The sequence below is a fragment of the Streptomyces sp. NPDC026589 genome (assembly GCF_040638385.1).
Taxonomy (GTDB): Bacteria; Actinomycetota; Actinomycetes; order Streptomycetales; family Streptomycetaceae; genus Streptomyces.
On sequence record NZ_JBEZYG010000012.1, the window covers coordinates 45869 to 59572 of the forward strand.

The window sequence follows — 13704 nt, forward strand, 5'->3', positions numbered from 1 at the left end:
CTGCCTCGGAACGCCCTGATCATCGCAGAGCCGCGCCGGCACCGGTGCGGATTTTCGGGGATCGTCTTGTCAGGGGTGGTCAGGGACGGTTGAACCGGGTCTCGTTCTGTAGTCGGGCCGGTGGGGGCATGTCCCGCCTACTCGCGCATGCCAGGTCCCCGTACCCTTTCCAGGCTGTGGACAATTTCGTCGACCGGCAGCAGCGGGAGCCTCCGGCCTTTCGGCCGCCTGCGCGGGTCGGCTGAGTCAAGTGACGGTTGCCCGCCTGAATGCGTCAAGGCATGTGTGACGATCGCGTACCTGACGAGTTGGCGTGGTGGGAGGTTCGCCAGGTCCGGAGATGGAAGACGCCTCGATCGGACTGCGAAGAAGCGCGATGCGTGTGCTGGCGGTCAAGCATTGATGGTGAACGATCTCTCGGTGCCCCCTACATGATCCCAAGATCGACCGTGACGGAGAAGGGTGCGGTGGCTTTCACCGAGCCGGTGAACATCTCGCCGTCCCTGTAAGCCTTGGTGGCGGGGTCGAGGATGTAGGTGTAGACGATCGGGACCCCGGTGGCGGCCTGCTCGATCCGCCAGTAGAAGGGGATGCCGGCCTTGGCGTACTGGTCCACCTTCACGATCCGGTCGGTGGTCTCCGAACCGGGCGACACGACTTCGACGACCAGGAGTACGTGCTCGGGTCGGGTAGGCGTGAGATCGATGGTCTCCGCCCGGTAGACGATGACGTCCGGCCGGCGGTTGGTCAGGGGAACGTCCTGCAGGCGGACGTCGAAGTCCGTGTCAGCGTTCCAGTCGGGGCCTGCGGCGGCGTCCAGGGCGTTGGCCAGGATCCGGGCCAACCGGGTGTGCCGCTTGGAGGCGCTCGGGCTCACGACGACCATCCCGTCAACGATCTCGATGCCGGCGCACTGCTCCTCGGACCAGGAGTCGTACTGCTCCGCGCTGATCTGGGTGTGCATCCACGCGGGCGCCACCATCTCGGCGGTCATGGTGTGCCTCCTTCGAGGTGCTTCCACAGTTCCGGAGCTGCTGAGCTCAGCCTACTGTTCTGTGAGGCGGGGGCGCCCGACTTCGAAAAGGGCGCGGGGTTGCCGCTTCCGTCATCTGCCCGTTCGTGCCCCGCCCCGTGGCGCGCGGGTGTCGCGGAGGAGGGTGCGCGAGGATTGGGCCCATGGCCAACCGACTTGCGCAGACCACCTCCCCGTACCTCCTCCAGCACGCCGACAATCCCGTCGACTGGTGGCCCTGGTCGCCCGAGGCGTTCGAGGCGGCCAGAGAACGGGATGTGCCCGTGCTGCTCAGCGTCGGGTACGCCAGCTGCCACTGGTGCCACGTGATGGCCCACGAGTCGTTCGAGGACGAGGCCGTCGCCGCCTACCTCAACGCGCACTTCGTGCCCGTGAAGGTCGACCGGGAGGAACGGCCCGACGTCGACGCCGTCTACATGGAGGCCGTCCAGGCCGCGACCGGGCACGGTGGGTGGCCGATGACCGTCTTTCTCACGGCGGACGCCGAACCCTTCTACTTCGGTACCTACTTCCCGCCCGAGGCCCGGCACGGCTCGCCCTCCTTCCAGCAGGTCCTGGAAGGCGTGGTGGCCGCCTGGACCGACCGGCGCGAGGAGGTCGCCGAGGTCGCCGGGCGGATCGTCGCGGATCTGGCGGGGCGTTCGCTGGTGCACGGTGGTGACGGGGTGCCGGGGGAGCAGGAGACCGCGCAGGCGCTGCTCGGGCTGACCCGGGAGTACGACGAGCAGCACGGCGGGTTCGGGGGCGCGCCCAAGTTCCCGCCGTCCATGGCGGTGGAGTTCCTGCTGCGGCACTACGCCCGTACCGGGTCGGAGGGGGCGCTCCAGATGGCCGCCGACACCTGTTCGGCGATGGCCCGGGGCGGGATCTACGACCAGCTCGGCGGGGGCTTCGCGCGCTACTCCGTGGACCGGGAGTGGGTGGTGCCGCACTTCGAGAAGATGCTGTACGACAACGCGCTGCTCTGCCGCGTGTACGCCCATCTGTGGCGTACCACCGGGTCGGACGAGGCCCGGCGGATCGCCCTGGAGACCGCCGACTTCATGGTGCGGGAGCTACGGACCGCCGAGGGCGGCTTCGCCTCCGCGCTGGACGCGGACAGCGAGGACGCCGACGGCAAGCACGTCGAGGGCGCCTTCTACGTGTGGACGCCCGCCCAGCTCCGTGAGGTGCTGGGCGAGGACGACGCCGCCTTCGCCGCCACGTACTTCGGGGTGACGGAGGAGGGGACGTTCGAGGAGGGGTCCTCCGTGCTCCGGCTGCCGGGGGACACGGGGCCCGTGGACGCCGCCCGGGTCGCGGACGTACGGGCCCGGCTGCTGGCGGCCCGCGCGGAGCGGCCGCGTCCGGGGCGGGACGACAAGGTGGTCGCCGCCTGGAACGGGCTCGCCATCGCCGCGCTCGCCGAGACCGGCGCCTACTTCGACCGGCCCGACCTGGTGGAGCGGGCCACCGAGGCCGCCGATCTGCTGGTACGGGTGCACCTGGGCGAGGTGGCGCGGCTGACCCGCACGTCCAAGGACGGGCGTGCCGGCGACAACGCCGGGGTGCTGGAGGACTACGGCGATGTCGCCGAGGGCTTCCTCGCGCTGGCGGCGGTGACCGGGGAGGGCGCCTGGCTGGAGTTCGCCGGGTTCCTGCTGGACATCGTGCTGGAGCAGTTCACCGGCGAGGGCGGGCAGCTCTACGACACCGCGCACGACGCCGAGCGGCTCATCCGCCGGCCCCAGGACCCCACCGACAGCGCCACCCCGTCCGGGTGGACCGCGGCGGCGGGGGCGCTGCTCTCGTACGCCGCGTACACCGGGTCCGAGGCCCACCGGACGGCTGCCGAGGGTGCGCTCGGTGTGGTGAAGGCGCTGGGGCCGCGCGTGCCCCGGTTCGTCGGCTGGGGCCTCGCGGTGGCCGAGGCGCTGCTGGACGGGCCCCGTGAGGTCGCCGTCGCCGGGCCGGTCGGCGGGGAGCTGCACCGTACGGCACTGCTGGGGCGGGCCCCGGGAGCGGTGGTCGCCGTGGGGGAGGGGCCGGGGGCGGGGGCCGAGTTCCCGCTGCTGATGGACCGGCCGCCGGTGGGCGGGGAGCCGACCGCGTACGTCTGCCGGCACTTCGTGTGCGACGCGCCGACGACCGATGCCGGTGAGCTGGCCGCGAAGCTGGGCGGCTGAGGGCTGTCGTCGAACTTCCGCCGACGCCCGCAGGGCAGGCGGGAGTTCGACGACAGGGCGTACGGCGTTCCGGGACGGTTCACCGTGGCCGGGAGGCGGCTCAGAGGACGAGCGCGGTCCGCGACGCGACTGGTATTACTGGTGCATGCAGGAACAGCAGGAAGAGACCGCGCGGTCCGCGATCGACACGTTCATCTCCGCGTTCAACGCCTCGGACGACAGCTATGTGACTGCGCTGCTCTCCCAGGCCCTCACCTCGGACGTGGTCTTCTGGGGGCCGTTGGGGCGCAGTGAGGGGATCGAGGCCGTCGAGCGGTTCGTGCTGGACATCCGGCGCCACCCCGCGGGGACCGGCACGATGGTGCGCTGCTCGGCGGTGGACATGCCGGACGAGTGGGCTCGGTACCAGTGGGTCTTCACGACGCCGGACGGAGGCCCCCGCCTGGCGGGGACGGACGTCGTCCATCTGCGGCGGAGCCTCATCGACCAGGTCATCGTCTTCGCGGGGGAGATCGAGCCCTCCGACTCCTGAGCCGTTCTCCTCCGGCGCCGTCCTTCTCCTGAACCGGCCCCGTTCGGGGTTCCGGGCCCGCCCGTAACCCCTCGGCGCTCATCCGTGCTGGTACGCCACCATCGAGATGCCCACGTAGTGCGCGATGAACGCCGCCAGCGTCAGCGAGTGGAAGACCTCGTGGAAACCGAACCAGCGCGGCGACGGGTTCGGCTTCTTGATTCCGTAGATCACGCCGCCCGCGCTGTACAGCAGCCCGCCGACCACGACGAGGACCAGGACCGCGATGCCGCCGGTCCGCAGGAAGTCGGGCAGGAAGAAGACCGCCGCCCAGCCCATCGCGATGTAGCACGGGGTGTAGAGCCAGCGCGGCGCGCCGACCCAGAACACCCGGAACGCGATGCCCGCCGCCGCTGCCGCCCAGACAGCCCACAGCAGGGGCCGGGCGGTGGACTCGGGGAGCAGGAGCAGCGTCAGCGGGGTGTAGGTGCCCGCGATGATCAGGAAGATGTTCGCGTGGTCCAGGCGGCGGAGCACCGCCTCGCCCCGCGGCCCCCAGGTGCCGCGGTGGTAGACCGCGCTGACACCGAACAGCAGACAGGCGCTGAGGATGTAGACGCCGCAGGCGATCCGGGCCACCGTGCTGTCGGTCAGGGCGATGAGGGTGATCCCGGCGACCAGCACCGCAGGGAACATTCCGGCGTGCAGCCAGCCGCGCATGCGCGGTTTGACGGGGACGGGGTCGAGTACGACGGGGCCCGGGGTCTGCGCGCTAGCGGCGGCGTCAGTCATATCCGCATGCTACCTACGCCGCCGTAAGTAGTGGATTTGGGGCGCAAATGAGTGGCGATGCTCACGTGTGAGCCCCCCTGGACATATGGGCGGAACGGTCGGATGATCAAATGAGTGCAGTCGGCACCGGATGAGCGCCAGGGGAATTCGAAGGGTACGAAGCATCCGGGTCGCAGCCCCCACGGGGCCCCTCGACAACTGACACCCTCAACTAGGAGCGATCGTGGCGCGCGACATCGCGGCTCCCCTCACTGTCCCCACCCACCACCAGGAGCTGGTCTCCTGGGTCGATGAGATCGCAGCGATCACCCAGCCGGACCGGGTGGTCTGGTGCGACGGCTCCGAGGCCGAGTACGAGCGCCTGTGCGGGGAGCTCGTGGCCAAGGGCACGTTCACCAAGCTGGACGAGATCAAGCGGCCGAACTCGTACTACGCCGCGTCCGACCCGAGCGATGTCGCCCGAGTCGAGGACCGTACGTTCATCTGCTCCAAGGAGGAGAAGGACGCGGGTCCGACCAATCACTGGAAGGACCCCGCCGAGATGCGGGAGGTCTTCACCGGTGCCGACGGTGTCTTCCGCGGGTCGATGCGCGGTCGCACCATGTACGTCGTGCCCTTCTGCATGGGGCCCGTCGGCTCGCCGCTCTCCGCGATCGGCGTCGAGATCACCGACTCAGCGTACGTCGCCGTCTCCATGCGCACCATGACCCGCATGGGCCGGGCCGTCCTGGACGAACTGGGCACGGACGGCTTCTTCGTGAAGGCCGTCCACACCCTCGGCGCACCCCTGGCCGAGGGCCAGGAGGACGTCCCGTGGCCCTGCAACACCACCAAGTACATCTCGCACTTCCCCGAGGACCGCGAGATCTGGTCGTACGGCTCCGGCTACGGCGGCAACGCCCTGCTCGGCAAGAAGTGCTACGCCCTGCGCATCGCCTCCGTCATGGCCCGCGACGAGGGCTGGCTCGCCGAGCACATGCTCATCCTGAAGCTCACGCCGCCGCGCGGTGAGTCGAAGTATGTCGCCGCCGCGTTCCCCTCGGCCTGCGGCAAGACCAACCTCGCCATGCTGGAGCCGACCATCCCCGGCTGGACCGTGGAGACCATCGGCGACGACATCGCCTGGATGCGGTTCGGCGAGGACGGCCGCCTCTACGCGATCAACCCCGAGGCCGGCTTCTTCGGCGTCGCGCCCGGCACCGGCGAGCACACCAACGCCAACGCCATGAAGACCATGTGGGGCAACTCCGTCTTCACCAACGTGGCGCTCACCGACGACGGCGACGTCTGGTGGGAGGGCATGACCGAGGAGGCGCCCGCGCACCTCACGGACTGGAAGGGCAACGACTGGACCCCCGAGTCCGGCACGCCCGCCGCCCACCCCAACGCCCGCTTCACCGTCCCCGCCGGACAGTGCCCGATCATCGCGCCCGAGTGGGAGGACCCCAAGGGCGTGCCGATCTCGGCGATCCTCTTCGGCGGTCGCCGCGCCTCCGCCGTCCCGCTGGTCACCGAGTCCTTCGACTGGCAGCACGGCGTCTTCCTCGGGGCCAACGTCGCCTCCGAGAAGACCGCCGCCGCCGAGGGCAAGGTCGGCGAGCTGCGCCGCGACCCGTTCGCCATGCTGCCGTTCTGCGGCTACAACATGGGCGACTACATGAACCACTGGGTCAAGGTGGGCGCCGACAAGGCCGACCAGTCGAAGCTCCCGAAGATCTACTACGTCAACTGGTTCCGCAAGAACGACGCGGGCAAGTTCGTCTGGCCCGGCTTCGGTGAGAACAGCCGCGTCCTGAAGTGGATCGTGGAGCGCCTGGAGGGCAAGGGCGAGGGCGTCGAGTCCCCGATCGGCATCCTGCCGGCCAAGGGCGCGCTCGACACCGAAGGCCTGGACCTCTCCGAGGCCGACCTCGACTTCCTCCTCACGGTCGACAAGGAGGTCTGGCGCGAGGAGGCCGCCCTGGTCCTCGAGCACCTCAACACCTTCGGTGACCACACGCCCAAGGAGCTGTGGGACGAATACCACGCCCTGGTGAAGCGCCTGGGCTGAGCCCCGCGCTCCCGCCGAACCCCGCGGCCGGGTCCTTCGGACGTCCGCCCTGACCTGTGGGGCCGAACGACCCGCCGCGGTACGGGGCCTGTCCTCGCCGACAGCCCCGGAGGGCCTGTCCCCGACCAAGGACACCCTCCCGGCCCCCGGAACCCCCTCACGGTTCCGGGGGCCGCTCCTTCTCCGCGGGGGGCGTGCGCCGCAGGCCGCCCCCGCCCCCGCCCCGGTCCTCCAGGTACTTCGTGTGGGACCGCTGGCGCAGCTCCTCCGCCTCCCGCAACCCGTCCACCAGCTCCTGCGCCTCCCCGTGCAGCAGCGCCACCTGCCGCTCCAGCTCCTCCTCCGGAGCCCGCGCGCCCGGTGCGAGCCGCGTCCACCACCGGGTTCGCAGATACGCGTCGACGGACTCCGGAACGTCCCGGCGCACCGCCCGCGCCACCACGTGCACGCCCTCCGGATCCTCCGCCAGCGCCTCCGAGGCCCAGCCGGGGGCCAGCAGCCCGTCCAGCAGGCCGGTCAGCGCGGTGAGCCGTTCCGCCGCGGCGGCCGGCAGGTCCACCCGGTCCAGATACGCCCGCAGCGTCACCAGGTCGGCCCGCAGCTCGTCCAGCCGGGACGAGGGATCCTCGAACGCGGGGGCGGGCGGCCGGGGCGGCGGGGCGAGCAGCGCGCCCGCCCCGTACAGCCCGCCGACCACCACCGGCCAGTACGCCCCCGCGAACCCGGCGAAGGTGAGGGCGAGACCGACGAGGGCCGCGGCGCCGCCGGCCAGATTCCGGGCCGACTCCAGATAGCCGACGACCCGGGCCGCCACGGGTCTCCCGCCGCCCCGACTCCTGCCGGCGGCCACGGATCGGCCTCCGCCCCGGCCCCTACTGGTAGCCACGGATCTCCTCGAACGCCCCGTCCAGCGAACCGGGACCCTCCTCCTTCGTCCCGTCGAAGAGCCGGCCGCCGGTCAGCGCCGCGATCGATTCCAGCTCCGAGCGGTCGGAGTCGCCGAACACGACCGGGAACACCGGGGTGACCTGGCGGGCGGCGGGCAGCGCCCGGTAGAACGCCGCGAACTCCGCCGCCGACCGGCCCGCCGTGTTCTCGCCGTCCGTCATCAGCACGATGGAGGTGAACGCGGACTCGGTGTCCGGGCCCAGGTGGTCGTAGGCGGCGGCGAGCGACGAGTAGATCGCGGTGTCCCCCTCGGCGGTCAGCGCCGCGGAGTCCGCCCGGATCGCCGCCGGGCCCGCCTTCGGGTCCGCCGGGTCGACGGTGTGCGTGCGGACCTGTTTGACGGTGGACCCGAACGGCAGCAGCGTGACCTGTTCGCGCTCACGGAAGCCGGCGGTCAGCCCGTTGAGCGCGGACTTCAGGCGGGCCAGCCGCTCGCCCTCCATCGACCCGGAGGTGTCCAGGACGTACACGGTCCGCGACGGCCGCCGCAGCCGGTGCTCGTACGAGGACAGCAGCCCGTCCGCGACCGACCGCGTACCGGGGAAGGGAAGTTCGCGGCGCTGCTCGGGGGAGAGCGGATCGGCGGGGCGCGCGCCGGCGACGACCGGCCGGCGCAGCGTCAGCGCGGTGATCTCCTGCTGCACGGCGGTGGACCGGAAGTGCTCGGTCAGGGTCCGCACGGCGTCCCGGGCGTCGGGCGCGGCCCCGGTGAGGGCGCTCAGCGGGTAGTCGGCGGTCACCACCCCGTCGCGGGGGCGGATCACCGTCAGCCCGGCATCGGTGTCCCGGTTCAGGGACAGCAGCACCGACTCGTAGTTGATCAGCGCGTCCACCGTGGAGCGCCGGGCGTACGCGGAGGCCAGCCACCCCGAGGAGCCGGAGGTCAGCCGCTGCCCGGCGAAGAACTCCTTCAGCTTCGGCCCGGCCTCGCGGACGTCGGCGTCGGTGAGCGCCGCCTGCGCGCCGGAGAGCCCGGAGGCCACCGAGATCAGCGCGGCGAAACCGGAGTTGGAGCGGCTCGGGTCGGTCATCCCGTACGTGAGGTTCCCCGCCGCGACCGCCCGGTGGACCTGCGCCCAGCTGACCGCCCCGGCATCCCAGCCGAGCCGCCGTACCGTCTCGGGCCGCACCCCGAGCGCGACCGGGGAGGCCATCAGCGGGGTCTCGGAGGAGATCCGGCGGGCGGCCTCCGGATCGAGCCGCAGATAGTCGTTGGACGACAGCCACACCGCGTCGAACGCCCCGTCCGCCTTTCCGGACGCCAGGCGCTCCACGGCGTCCAGTGTGCCCGCCCAGGTGGGCCGCACGGTGATCCCGGTAGCCTCGCGCGCCTCCTCCAACAGGGGGCCCATGTCCCTGAGTTCGCTGGAGGCCAGCACCCGGACGGTTCCCGTGCGAGGCCGTCCGTCGTCGTCGCCCCGGCCGGTGCCCCGCCCGTCGTCCCGGTCCGTCGTGCAGGCGGCGAGCGGGGCGATCAGGGCCGCGGCCAGCAGGGGGAGGAGCACGCGCCGGGCCGGGGAGCCCTTCCTCGGGCCGCTGTTCATGAGCGGCCCCCTTCCAGCGTGGGGTCGGCGGCCCGGCTGCGTTCCAACCGTGCCCCGGCCTCCTGGAGTTCGGAGGTCAGCGACTCCACGGTGGCGGCCATGGTCTCGGTCGCCCGCGCCTTGTACGTGTCGATGGCGTCGAGCGTCGCGTAGATCTGCCCGAACGCGGTGCGCAGGGTCGCGACGCCGACCGCGGGGTCGGCCGCGATGCGCTGGATCTCCCCGCTCTGCGTGGCGAGCATCTCCGCGTTGCCCCGGATCAGGTCCTCGGTGGTCGAGCGCAGCACCTGCACCTGCTCGGTGACCCGGCGCTGGTTCTCCAGCGCCGAGGACAGCATCACCGCGATCCGCAGCGCCGACACGGTGGTGGTGGCCGCCCGGTCGACGCCCTTGATCAGCTCGTCGTTGTTGCGCCGCACGACGTCCATCGCCAGGTATCCCTGGGCGCAGACCGCGATCTGGGTCAGCAGGTCCTGGTGCTTCTGCCGCACGGGAAAGAGGACGTCGGCCCGGAGCGCGTCCGCCCGCACCGGATCGCCCGCCGCCTCGGCCTCCGCGACGCGCAGCTCCACGACGCCGTCGAGGGCCTCGGTGAGCACCGCGTACTCCTGGAGCTTGCCCATGGAGTCCCACAGGCGGGTGCGCTCGGTGTGCAACGCGGCGTTGTCGCGCCGCAGTTCGTCCTGGCCGCCGCGGAGCGAGCCGACGATCCGGTCGAGAGTTCCCTTGGCGGAGGCGTACTTCGCGACGTGGTCGCGCAGCCGGCGCCCGCCCGGCAGCCGGGACAGCAGCCTGCGGGCCCCGCGCCCCGGGGTGTCGCGCGGATCGAGGTCCTCCACCGTGCGGCGCAGTTCGACGAGCGAGGACCCCACCCGGGCCGGGGCGTCGCCCTCGCCGGAGGCGAGTGCGCGGACGGTGCGGTCCAGCATCCGGTTGGACTGCTGGGCGGCGCCGCGGATGTCGCCCTGCCCGAGCGCGGCGATCTCGCCGACCCGGGCGCCGAATTCGGGGGAGCGGGCGTCGAGCCCGGCGAGGCCCTCGACGTACTCCTCGGCGCGCCGGAACAGGTCGGCGCGCACGGCCTCCCCGACCGGGACGAGCCCGGCGGCCTGCTCGGCGCGGACGGGGGCGACGGGTGCGGGCGGGGTGAGCACGAGCGGGGTGGGCGGGGCGAGCGGCGTGGTCGGTGGGTCGTACGGCCGGCGAGGGTCCTGGGGCGCGGCGCTTCGGGGTGGTCCGGCGTCCTGGGGCATGGTGGCGGTCTCCTGTGCTGCGAGTGCGGGTCCGGAGCCGGGAGCAGACCGACTGCCGGGGACCGCGGGAACAGGTGGCTGGGTGCGGGCGCGGGCGGGGGCGTCGTCAGCCGCGAGCCCGCCGTGCCATCGAGCGCAGCACCTCCGCGGTGGGCACGGGCGCCTGGCGCACACCGGTCAGCCGCTGGTCGATGTAGGCGGTGTGGTCCGCGGTCGCGGTGATGAACTCGGCCGCCGCGCCCTGGGGCCGGAAGCCGTGCCGTACCGCCAGCTTCCGCAGCCCGGGGTCGGTGGCCAGCAGCTCGCCGAGCTCGCGGCCGTGGTCCGTCAGCGGTACGAGGGTGTGGTCGCTGGACACCGTGGTGTCCGGGTAGAGGACGACCAGGTCGCCGACCTCCTGCCGCTGACTGCTCATCAGGAGGGAGGCCACCTGCGACTCGTAGACCAGTACGAGGGGGTTGCCCACTCCGCTGATGAAGTCGCGGAACGGTGCGTCGCTGCTCGTCTGCTGCGCGCCCTGTACCTGGACGAGCTTGCGCATGAGGGGCGCGGTGCGCTCCACGGCCTTCGCGTCCGCGGCGACCCGGCCGCCGTCGGCGACGTACGAGGCGGCTGCGAGGTAGAGCGCGCCGGAGTTGGAGGTGACGGGGTCGGTGCTCGTGATGAACACGGTGCCGCTCAACTCGGCATGCCCGGAAGCTCCCTTGAGCTGCTGCCAGGTCCGGTCGTCCTCGGCCGCCGCGAGGTAGGGGGCCATGAGCAGGGTCCCCTGCGTGGTGAACTTCGATCCGTCGGCGGCCCGCAGCCGGGCCAGCCCGTTGTCCGCGAGGACCTCGGCCGCGTTGCGATGGGCCACCACGACGAGCGGCGAGTAGAACGGCCGCAGCGGGCCGCCCTGGGCGTCGGCTCCCCGGCGCAGCTCATCGGCCGGGGCCTTGGAGCCGGGGAAGGCGAAGTCGTGGCCCTTCAGGGGCAGTCGGTCCATCGCCCAGGACCCGGAGGTCTCCGTCCGAACGGTGAACCCCTTGGCCGCGAGGGCCTTCACGGTGTCGGGGTCGGCGAAGAACTCGGCCTTCTCCGACCCGATCACTCCGCGCACGGTCTTCGCGGCGGTGCCGCTGTCCCCGCTGTCGCGGCCCAGGGCGACGGCCGCCGCCACGCCGGCGATCAGCACGACCGCCAGGACGATTCCCACGATGCGTCTCACCCGCGCAGCGTGCTCGCGGAAACCCACATTCCGGGCCGAGTTGGGTGGACGGAAGATGAAGGGGTCATCCCAGAACGCAACGGCCCCGGCGGAGAAGGGTCATGGCACCCGGTCCGCGCGCCTCGACGGCACGCGGACCGGGGCCGTCAGTGGGCGCCGACCAGCTGCCCGGAGAGGGCGGGGTCGGCGAGGGCCGCCGTATGGGCGTCCATCCGTGTCGCGGAGAGGATGGCGGCGGTCGTGTCGGCGCGGGACGCCGCCACCAGCAGGGCGCGGCCCGCGAGGGCGTGGGCGCGGCGGTGGAGGACCCCGGGGGCGGCGTCGGTCAGGCCGGCGTGCCGGGCGGGCGGGGCGCCGCGCAGCCGGGCCACCTGCTCGGCGATCCGGTCGCCCGGCCCGGTGAGGCCCAGCTCGTCGGTGACCGCGAGGAGGGCGGCCAGGTGCCCGGCGAGCTGGATGTCCAGCTCCTCCTCGCGGCTGCGGTGCGGAAAGTCCGCTCCGTCGGCCGGGGTAGGGGCCGAGGGGCTGCGGATCGGCTCGTACATGGATGGCCTCCCGATGGTGCGTGGAACCACCCTACATTGGAATGAGTCTAAAGTTATGCCTGATCCGGAAAAGTGATGCCTCCAGGGCTGTCCGTAACCGACTACGGCAGTCCGTAACCGGTTACGGCTGTCCGTAACCGTCCAGGAAGGTGCCGATGCGGGTCACCGCGTCGGTCAGGTCCTCGACCGTCGGCAGCGTGACGATCCGGAAGTGATCGGGCTCGGGCCAGTTGAAGCCGGTGCCCTGCACGACCATGATCCTCTCGGCTCGCAGCAGGTCCAGCACCATCTGCCGGTCGTCCTTGATCTTGTAGACCTTGGGGTCGAGCCGGGGGAAGAGATACAGCGCCCCCTTCGGCTTCACACAGGTCACCCCGGGGATCGAGGTCAGCAGGTCGTACGCCACATCCCGCTGCTCCAGGATCCGGCCGCCCGGCAGCACCAGGTCCTGGATCGACTGCCGCCCGCCGAGCGCCGTGGCCACCGCGTGCTGCGAGGGCATGTTGGCGCAGAGCCGCATGTTGGCGAGGATCGTCAGCCCCTCGATGTACGAGGTGGCGTGCGCCTTCGGTCCGCAGACGGCCATCCAGCCGGAGCGGTAGCCGGCCACCCGGTAGTTCTTGGAGAGCCCGTTGAAGGTCAGCACCATGAGGTCCGGGGCCAGCGCCGCCGTCGGGGTGTGGGTCGCGCCGTCGTAGAGAATCCGGTCGTAGATCTCGTCGGAGCAGACGATCAGGTTGTGCCGCCGGGCGATCTCGGTGAGACCGCGCAGCATCTCGTCGTCGTACACGGCGCCGGTCGGGTTGTTCGGGTTGATGATCACCAGGGCCTTGGTGCGGTCGGTGATCTTCCGCTCGACATCCGCGAGGTCCGGCATCCAGTCGGCCTGCTCGTCGCACCGGTAGTGCACGGCCGTCCCGCCCGCCAGCGAGACCGACGCGGTCCACAGCGGATAGTCGGGGGCCGGTACGAGCACCTCGTCGCCGTCGTCCAGCAGCGCCTGCATCGACATCTGGATCAGCTCGGAGACGCCGTTGCCCAGGTAGATGTCCTCGACGTCGAGGTCGATCCCCTTGGTCTGGTAGTGCTGCATCACCGCGCGGCGCGCGGACAGCAGGCCCTTCGCGTCGCCGTAACCGTGCGCGCCCGCGACGTTGCGCAGGATGTCCTCGAGGATCTCCGGCGGGCACTCGAACCCGAACGCGGCGGGGTTGCCCGTGTTCAGCTTGAGGATGCGCTGACCGGCCGCTTCCAGCCGCATCGCCTCCTCCAGCACGGGACCCCGGATCTCGTAACAGACGTTGGAGAGCTTCGTGGACTGGATGACCTGCATGTCCGCGAGCTTACGGCGGCGTTTCGCGCGGTGCGCGGGGATTGCTCCCGGCGTACTCCCTCCGGGGCGCCTCCCCGCCCCGCCCCGTCTTCCATCGCCATGCCCGCCGCCGCCCCGGACCGTGGGATCGCCCGGTCGGGGCGGCGTCGCGGCTTGGAAACGGGGCGTGGGGGGCCGGCACGGGTGAGATGCGCCACGCGGGTGCCCGTACACGGGTCCCGGTGCCGGGCACGGCCGGGCCGGCGCGCCTGTTCCGGGACATCCCGGCCGTCCCGGCCGTCACCACGCCCGACGCGTACCGGCGGCCCGTACCGGCGCGCCCG

Annotated in this window: 11 protein-coding genes; 3 read left to right on the forward strand and 8 right to left on the reverse strand. The window is 72.0% G+C overall.

The window, feature by feature from the left end:
* Positions 1-427: 427 nt before the first annotated feature.
* Positions 428-994 carry a Uma2 family endonuclease gene (locus AB0F29_RS21310; RefSeq protein ID WP_361874204.1) on the reverse strand — a complete coding sequence of 189 codons (567 nt, stop codon included), beginning with the start codon at positions 992-994 and terminating at the stop codon, positions 428-430.
* A gap of 182 nt (positions 995-1176) precedes the next feature.
* On the opposite strand from AB0F29_RS21310, the gene AB0F29_RS21315 reads away from it, so the two are divergent.
* A complete protein-coding gene (locus AB0F29_RS21315) occupies positions 1177-3198 on the forward strand; it encodes a thioredoxin domain-containing protein (RefSeq protein WP_361874206.1) in 2022 nt (673 codons plus the stop codon).
* 145 nt (positions 3199-3343) lie between these two features.
* Complete coding sequence (locus AB0F29_RS21320; RefSeq protein WP_361874208.1) at positions 3344-3730, forward strand: nuclear transport factor 2 family protein; 387 nt, start codon at positions 3344-3346, stop codon at positions 3728-3730.
* A gap of 78 nt (positions 3731-3808) precedes the next feature.
* On the opposite strand, the gene AB0F29_RS21325 is transcribed toward AB0F29_RS21320, so the two are convergent.
* Positions 3809-4501 (reverse strand): hemolysin III family protein, encoded by a 693-nt coding sequence (locus AB0F29_RS21325; RefSeq protein WP_361874210.1) that lies wholly within the window; start codon positions 4499-4501, stop codon positions 3809-3811.
* A gap of 223 nt (positions 4502-4724) precedes the next feature.
* Between AB0F29_RS21325 and AB0F29_RS21330 the strand changes: the two genes are divergently transcribed.
* Complete coding sequence (locus AB0F29_RS21330; RefSeq protein ID WP_361874212.1) at positions 4725-6551, forward strand: phosphoenolpyruvate carboxykinase (GTP); 1827 nt, start codon at positions 4725-4727, stop codon at positions 6549-6551.
* A 157-nt stretch (positions 6552-6708) separates the two neighbouring features.
* On the opposite strand, the gene AB0F29_RS21335 is transcribed toward AB0F29_RS21330, so the two are convergent.
* The 6 genes from AB0F29_RS21335 to AB0F29_RS21360 all read right to left on the reverse strand — a co-directional run bounded on the left by AB0F29_RS21335 (position 6709) and on the right by AB0F29_RS21360 (position 13381).
* Complete coding sequence (locus AB0F29_RS21335; RefSeq protein WP_361874214.1) at positions 6709-7365, reverse strand: hypothetical protein; 657 nt, start codon at positions 7363-7365, stop codon at positions 6709-6711.
* Between the two features lie 58 nt (positions 7366-7423).
* On the reverse strand, positions 7424-9043 hold the full coding sequence (locus AB0F29_RS21340) for a VWA domain-containing protein (RefSeq protein WP_361874216.1): 1620 nt from the start codon (positions 9041-9043) through the stop codon (positions 7424-7426).
* Complete coding sequence (locus tag AB0F29_RS21345; RefSeq protein ID WP_361874218.1) at positions 9040-10296, reverse strand: toxic anion resistance protein; 1257 nt, start codon at positions 10294-10296, stop codon at positions 9040-9042. Before AB0F29_RS21345 ends, AB0F29_RS21340 begins: the two co-directional genes overlap by 4 nt.
* 106 nt (positions 10297-10402) lie before the next feature.
* Positions 10403-11530 (reverse strand): hypothetical protein, encoded by a 1128-nt coding sequence (locus AB0F29_RS21350; protein WP_361874220.1) that lies wholly within the window; start codon positions 11528-11530, stop codon positions 10403-10405.
* 119 nt (positions 11531-11649) lie between these two features.
* The gene (locus AB0F29_RS21355; protein WP_361874222.1) at positions 11650-12048 is read right to left on the reverse strand and encodes a hypothetical protein; all 399 of its coding nucleotides are present in this window, start codon (positions 12046-12048) and stop codon (positions 11650-11652) included.
* A 121-nt stretch (positions 12049-12169) separates the two neighbouring features.
* Positions 12170-13381, reverse strand: coding sequence for a pyridoxal phosphate-dependent aminotransferase (locus tag AB0F29_RS21360; RefSeq protein ID WP_361874224.1), 1212 nt, complete (start codon positions 13379-13381; stop codon positions 12170-12172).
* Positions 13382-13704 lie beyond the last annotated feature (323 nt).

Bases quoted from the DNA above. Each gene is read 5' to 3' on its own strand.
- AB0F29_RS21310 (WP_361874204.1), bottom strand. From the start codon at position 994: ATGACCGCCGAGATGGTGGCGCCCGCGTGGATGCACACCCAGATCAGC.
- AB0F29_RS21315 (WP_361874206.1), top strand. From the start codon at position 1,177: ATGGCCAACCGACTTGCGCAGACCACCTCCCCGTACCTCCTCCAGCAC.
- AB0F29_RS21320 (WP_361874208.1), top strand. From the start codon at position 3,344: ATGCAGGAACAGCAGGAAGAGACCGCGCGGTCCGCGATCGACACGTTC.
- AB0F29_RS21325 (WP_361874210.1), bottom strand. From the start codon at position 4,501: ATGACTGACGCCGCCGCTAGCGCGCAGACCCCGGGCCCCGTCGTACTC.
- AB0F29_RS21340 (WP_361874216.1), bottom strand. From the start codon at position 9,043: ATGAACAGCGGCCCGAGGAAGGGCTCCCCGGCCCGGCGCGTGCTCCTC.
- AB0F29_RS21345 (WP_361874218.1), bottom strand. From the start codon at position 10,296: ATGCCCCAGGACGCCGGACCACCCCGAAGCGCCGCGCCCCAGGACCCT.
- AB0F29_RS21355 (WP_361874222.1), bottom strand. From the start codon at position 12,048: ATGTACGAGCCGATCCGCAGCCCCTCGGCCCCTACCCCGGCCGACGGA.
- AB0F29_RS21360 (WP_361874224.1), bottom strand. From the start codon at position 13,381: ATGCAGGTCATCCAGTCCACGAAGCTCTCCAACGTCTGTTACGAGATC.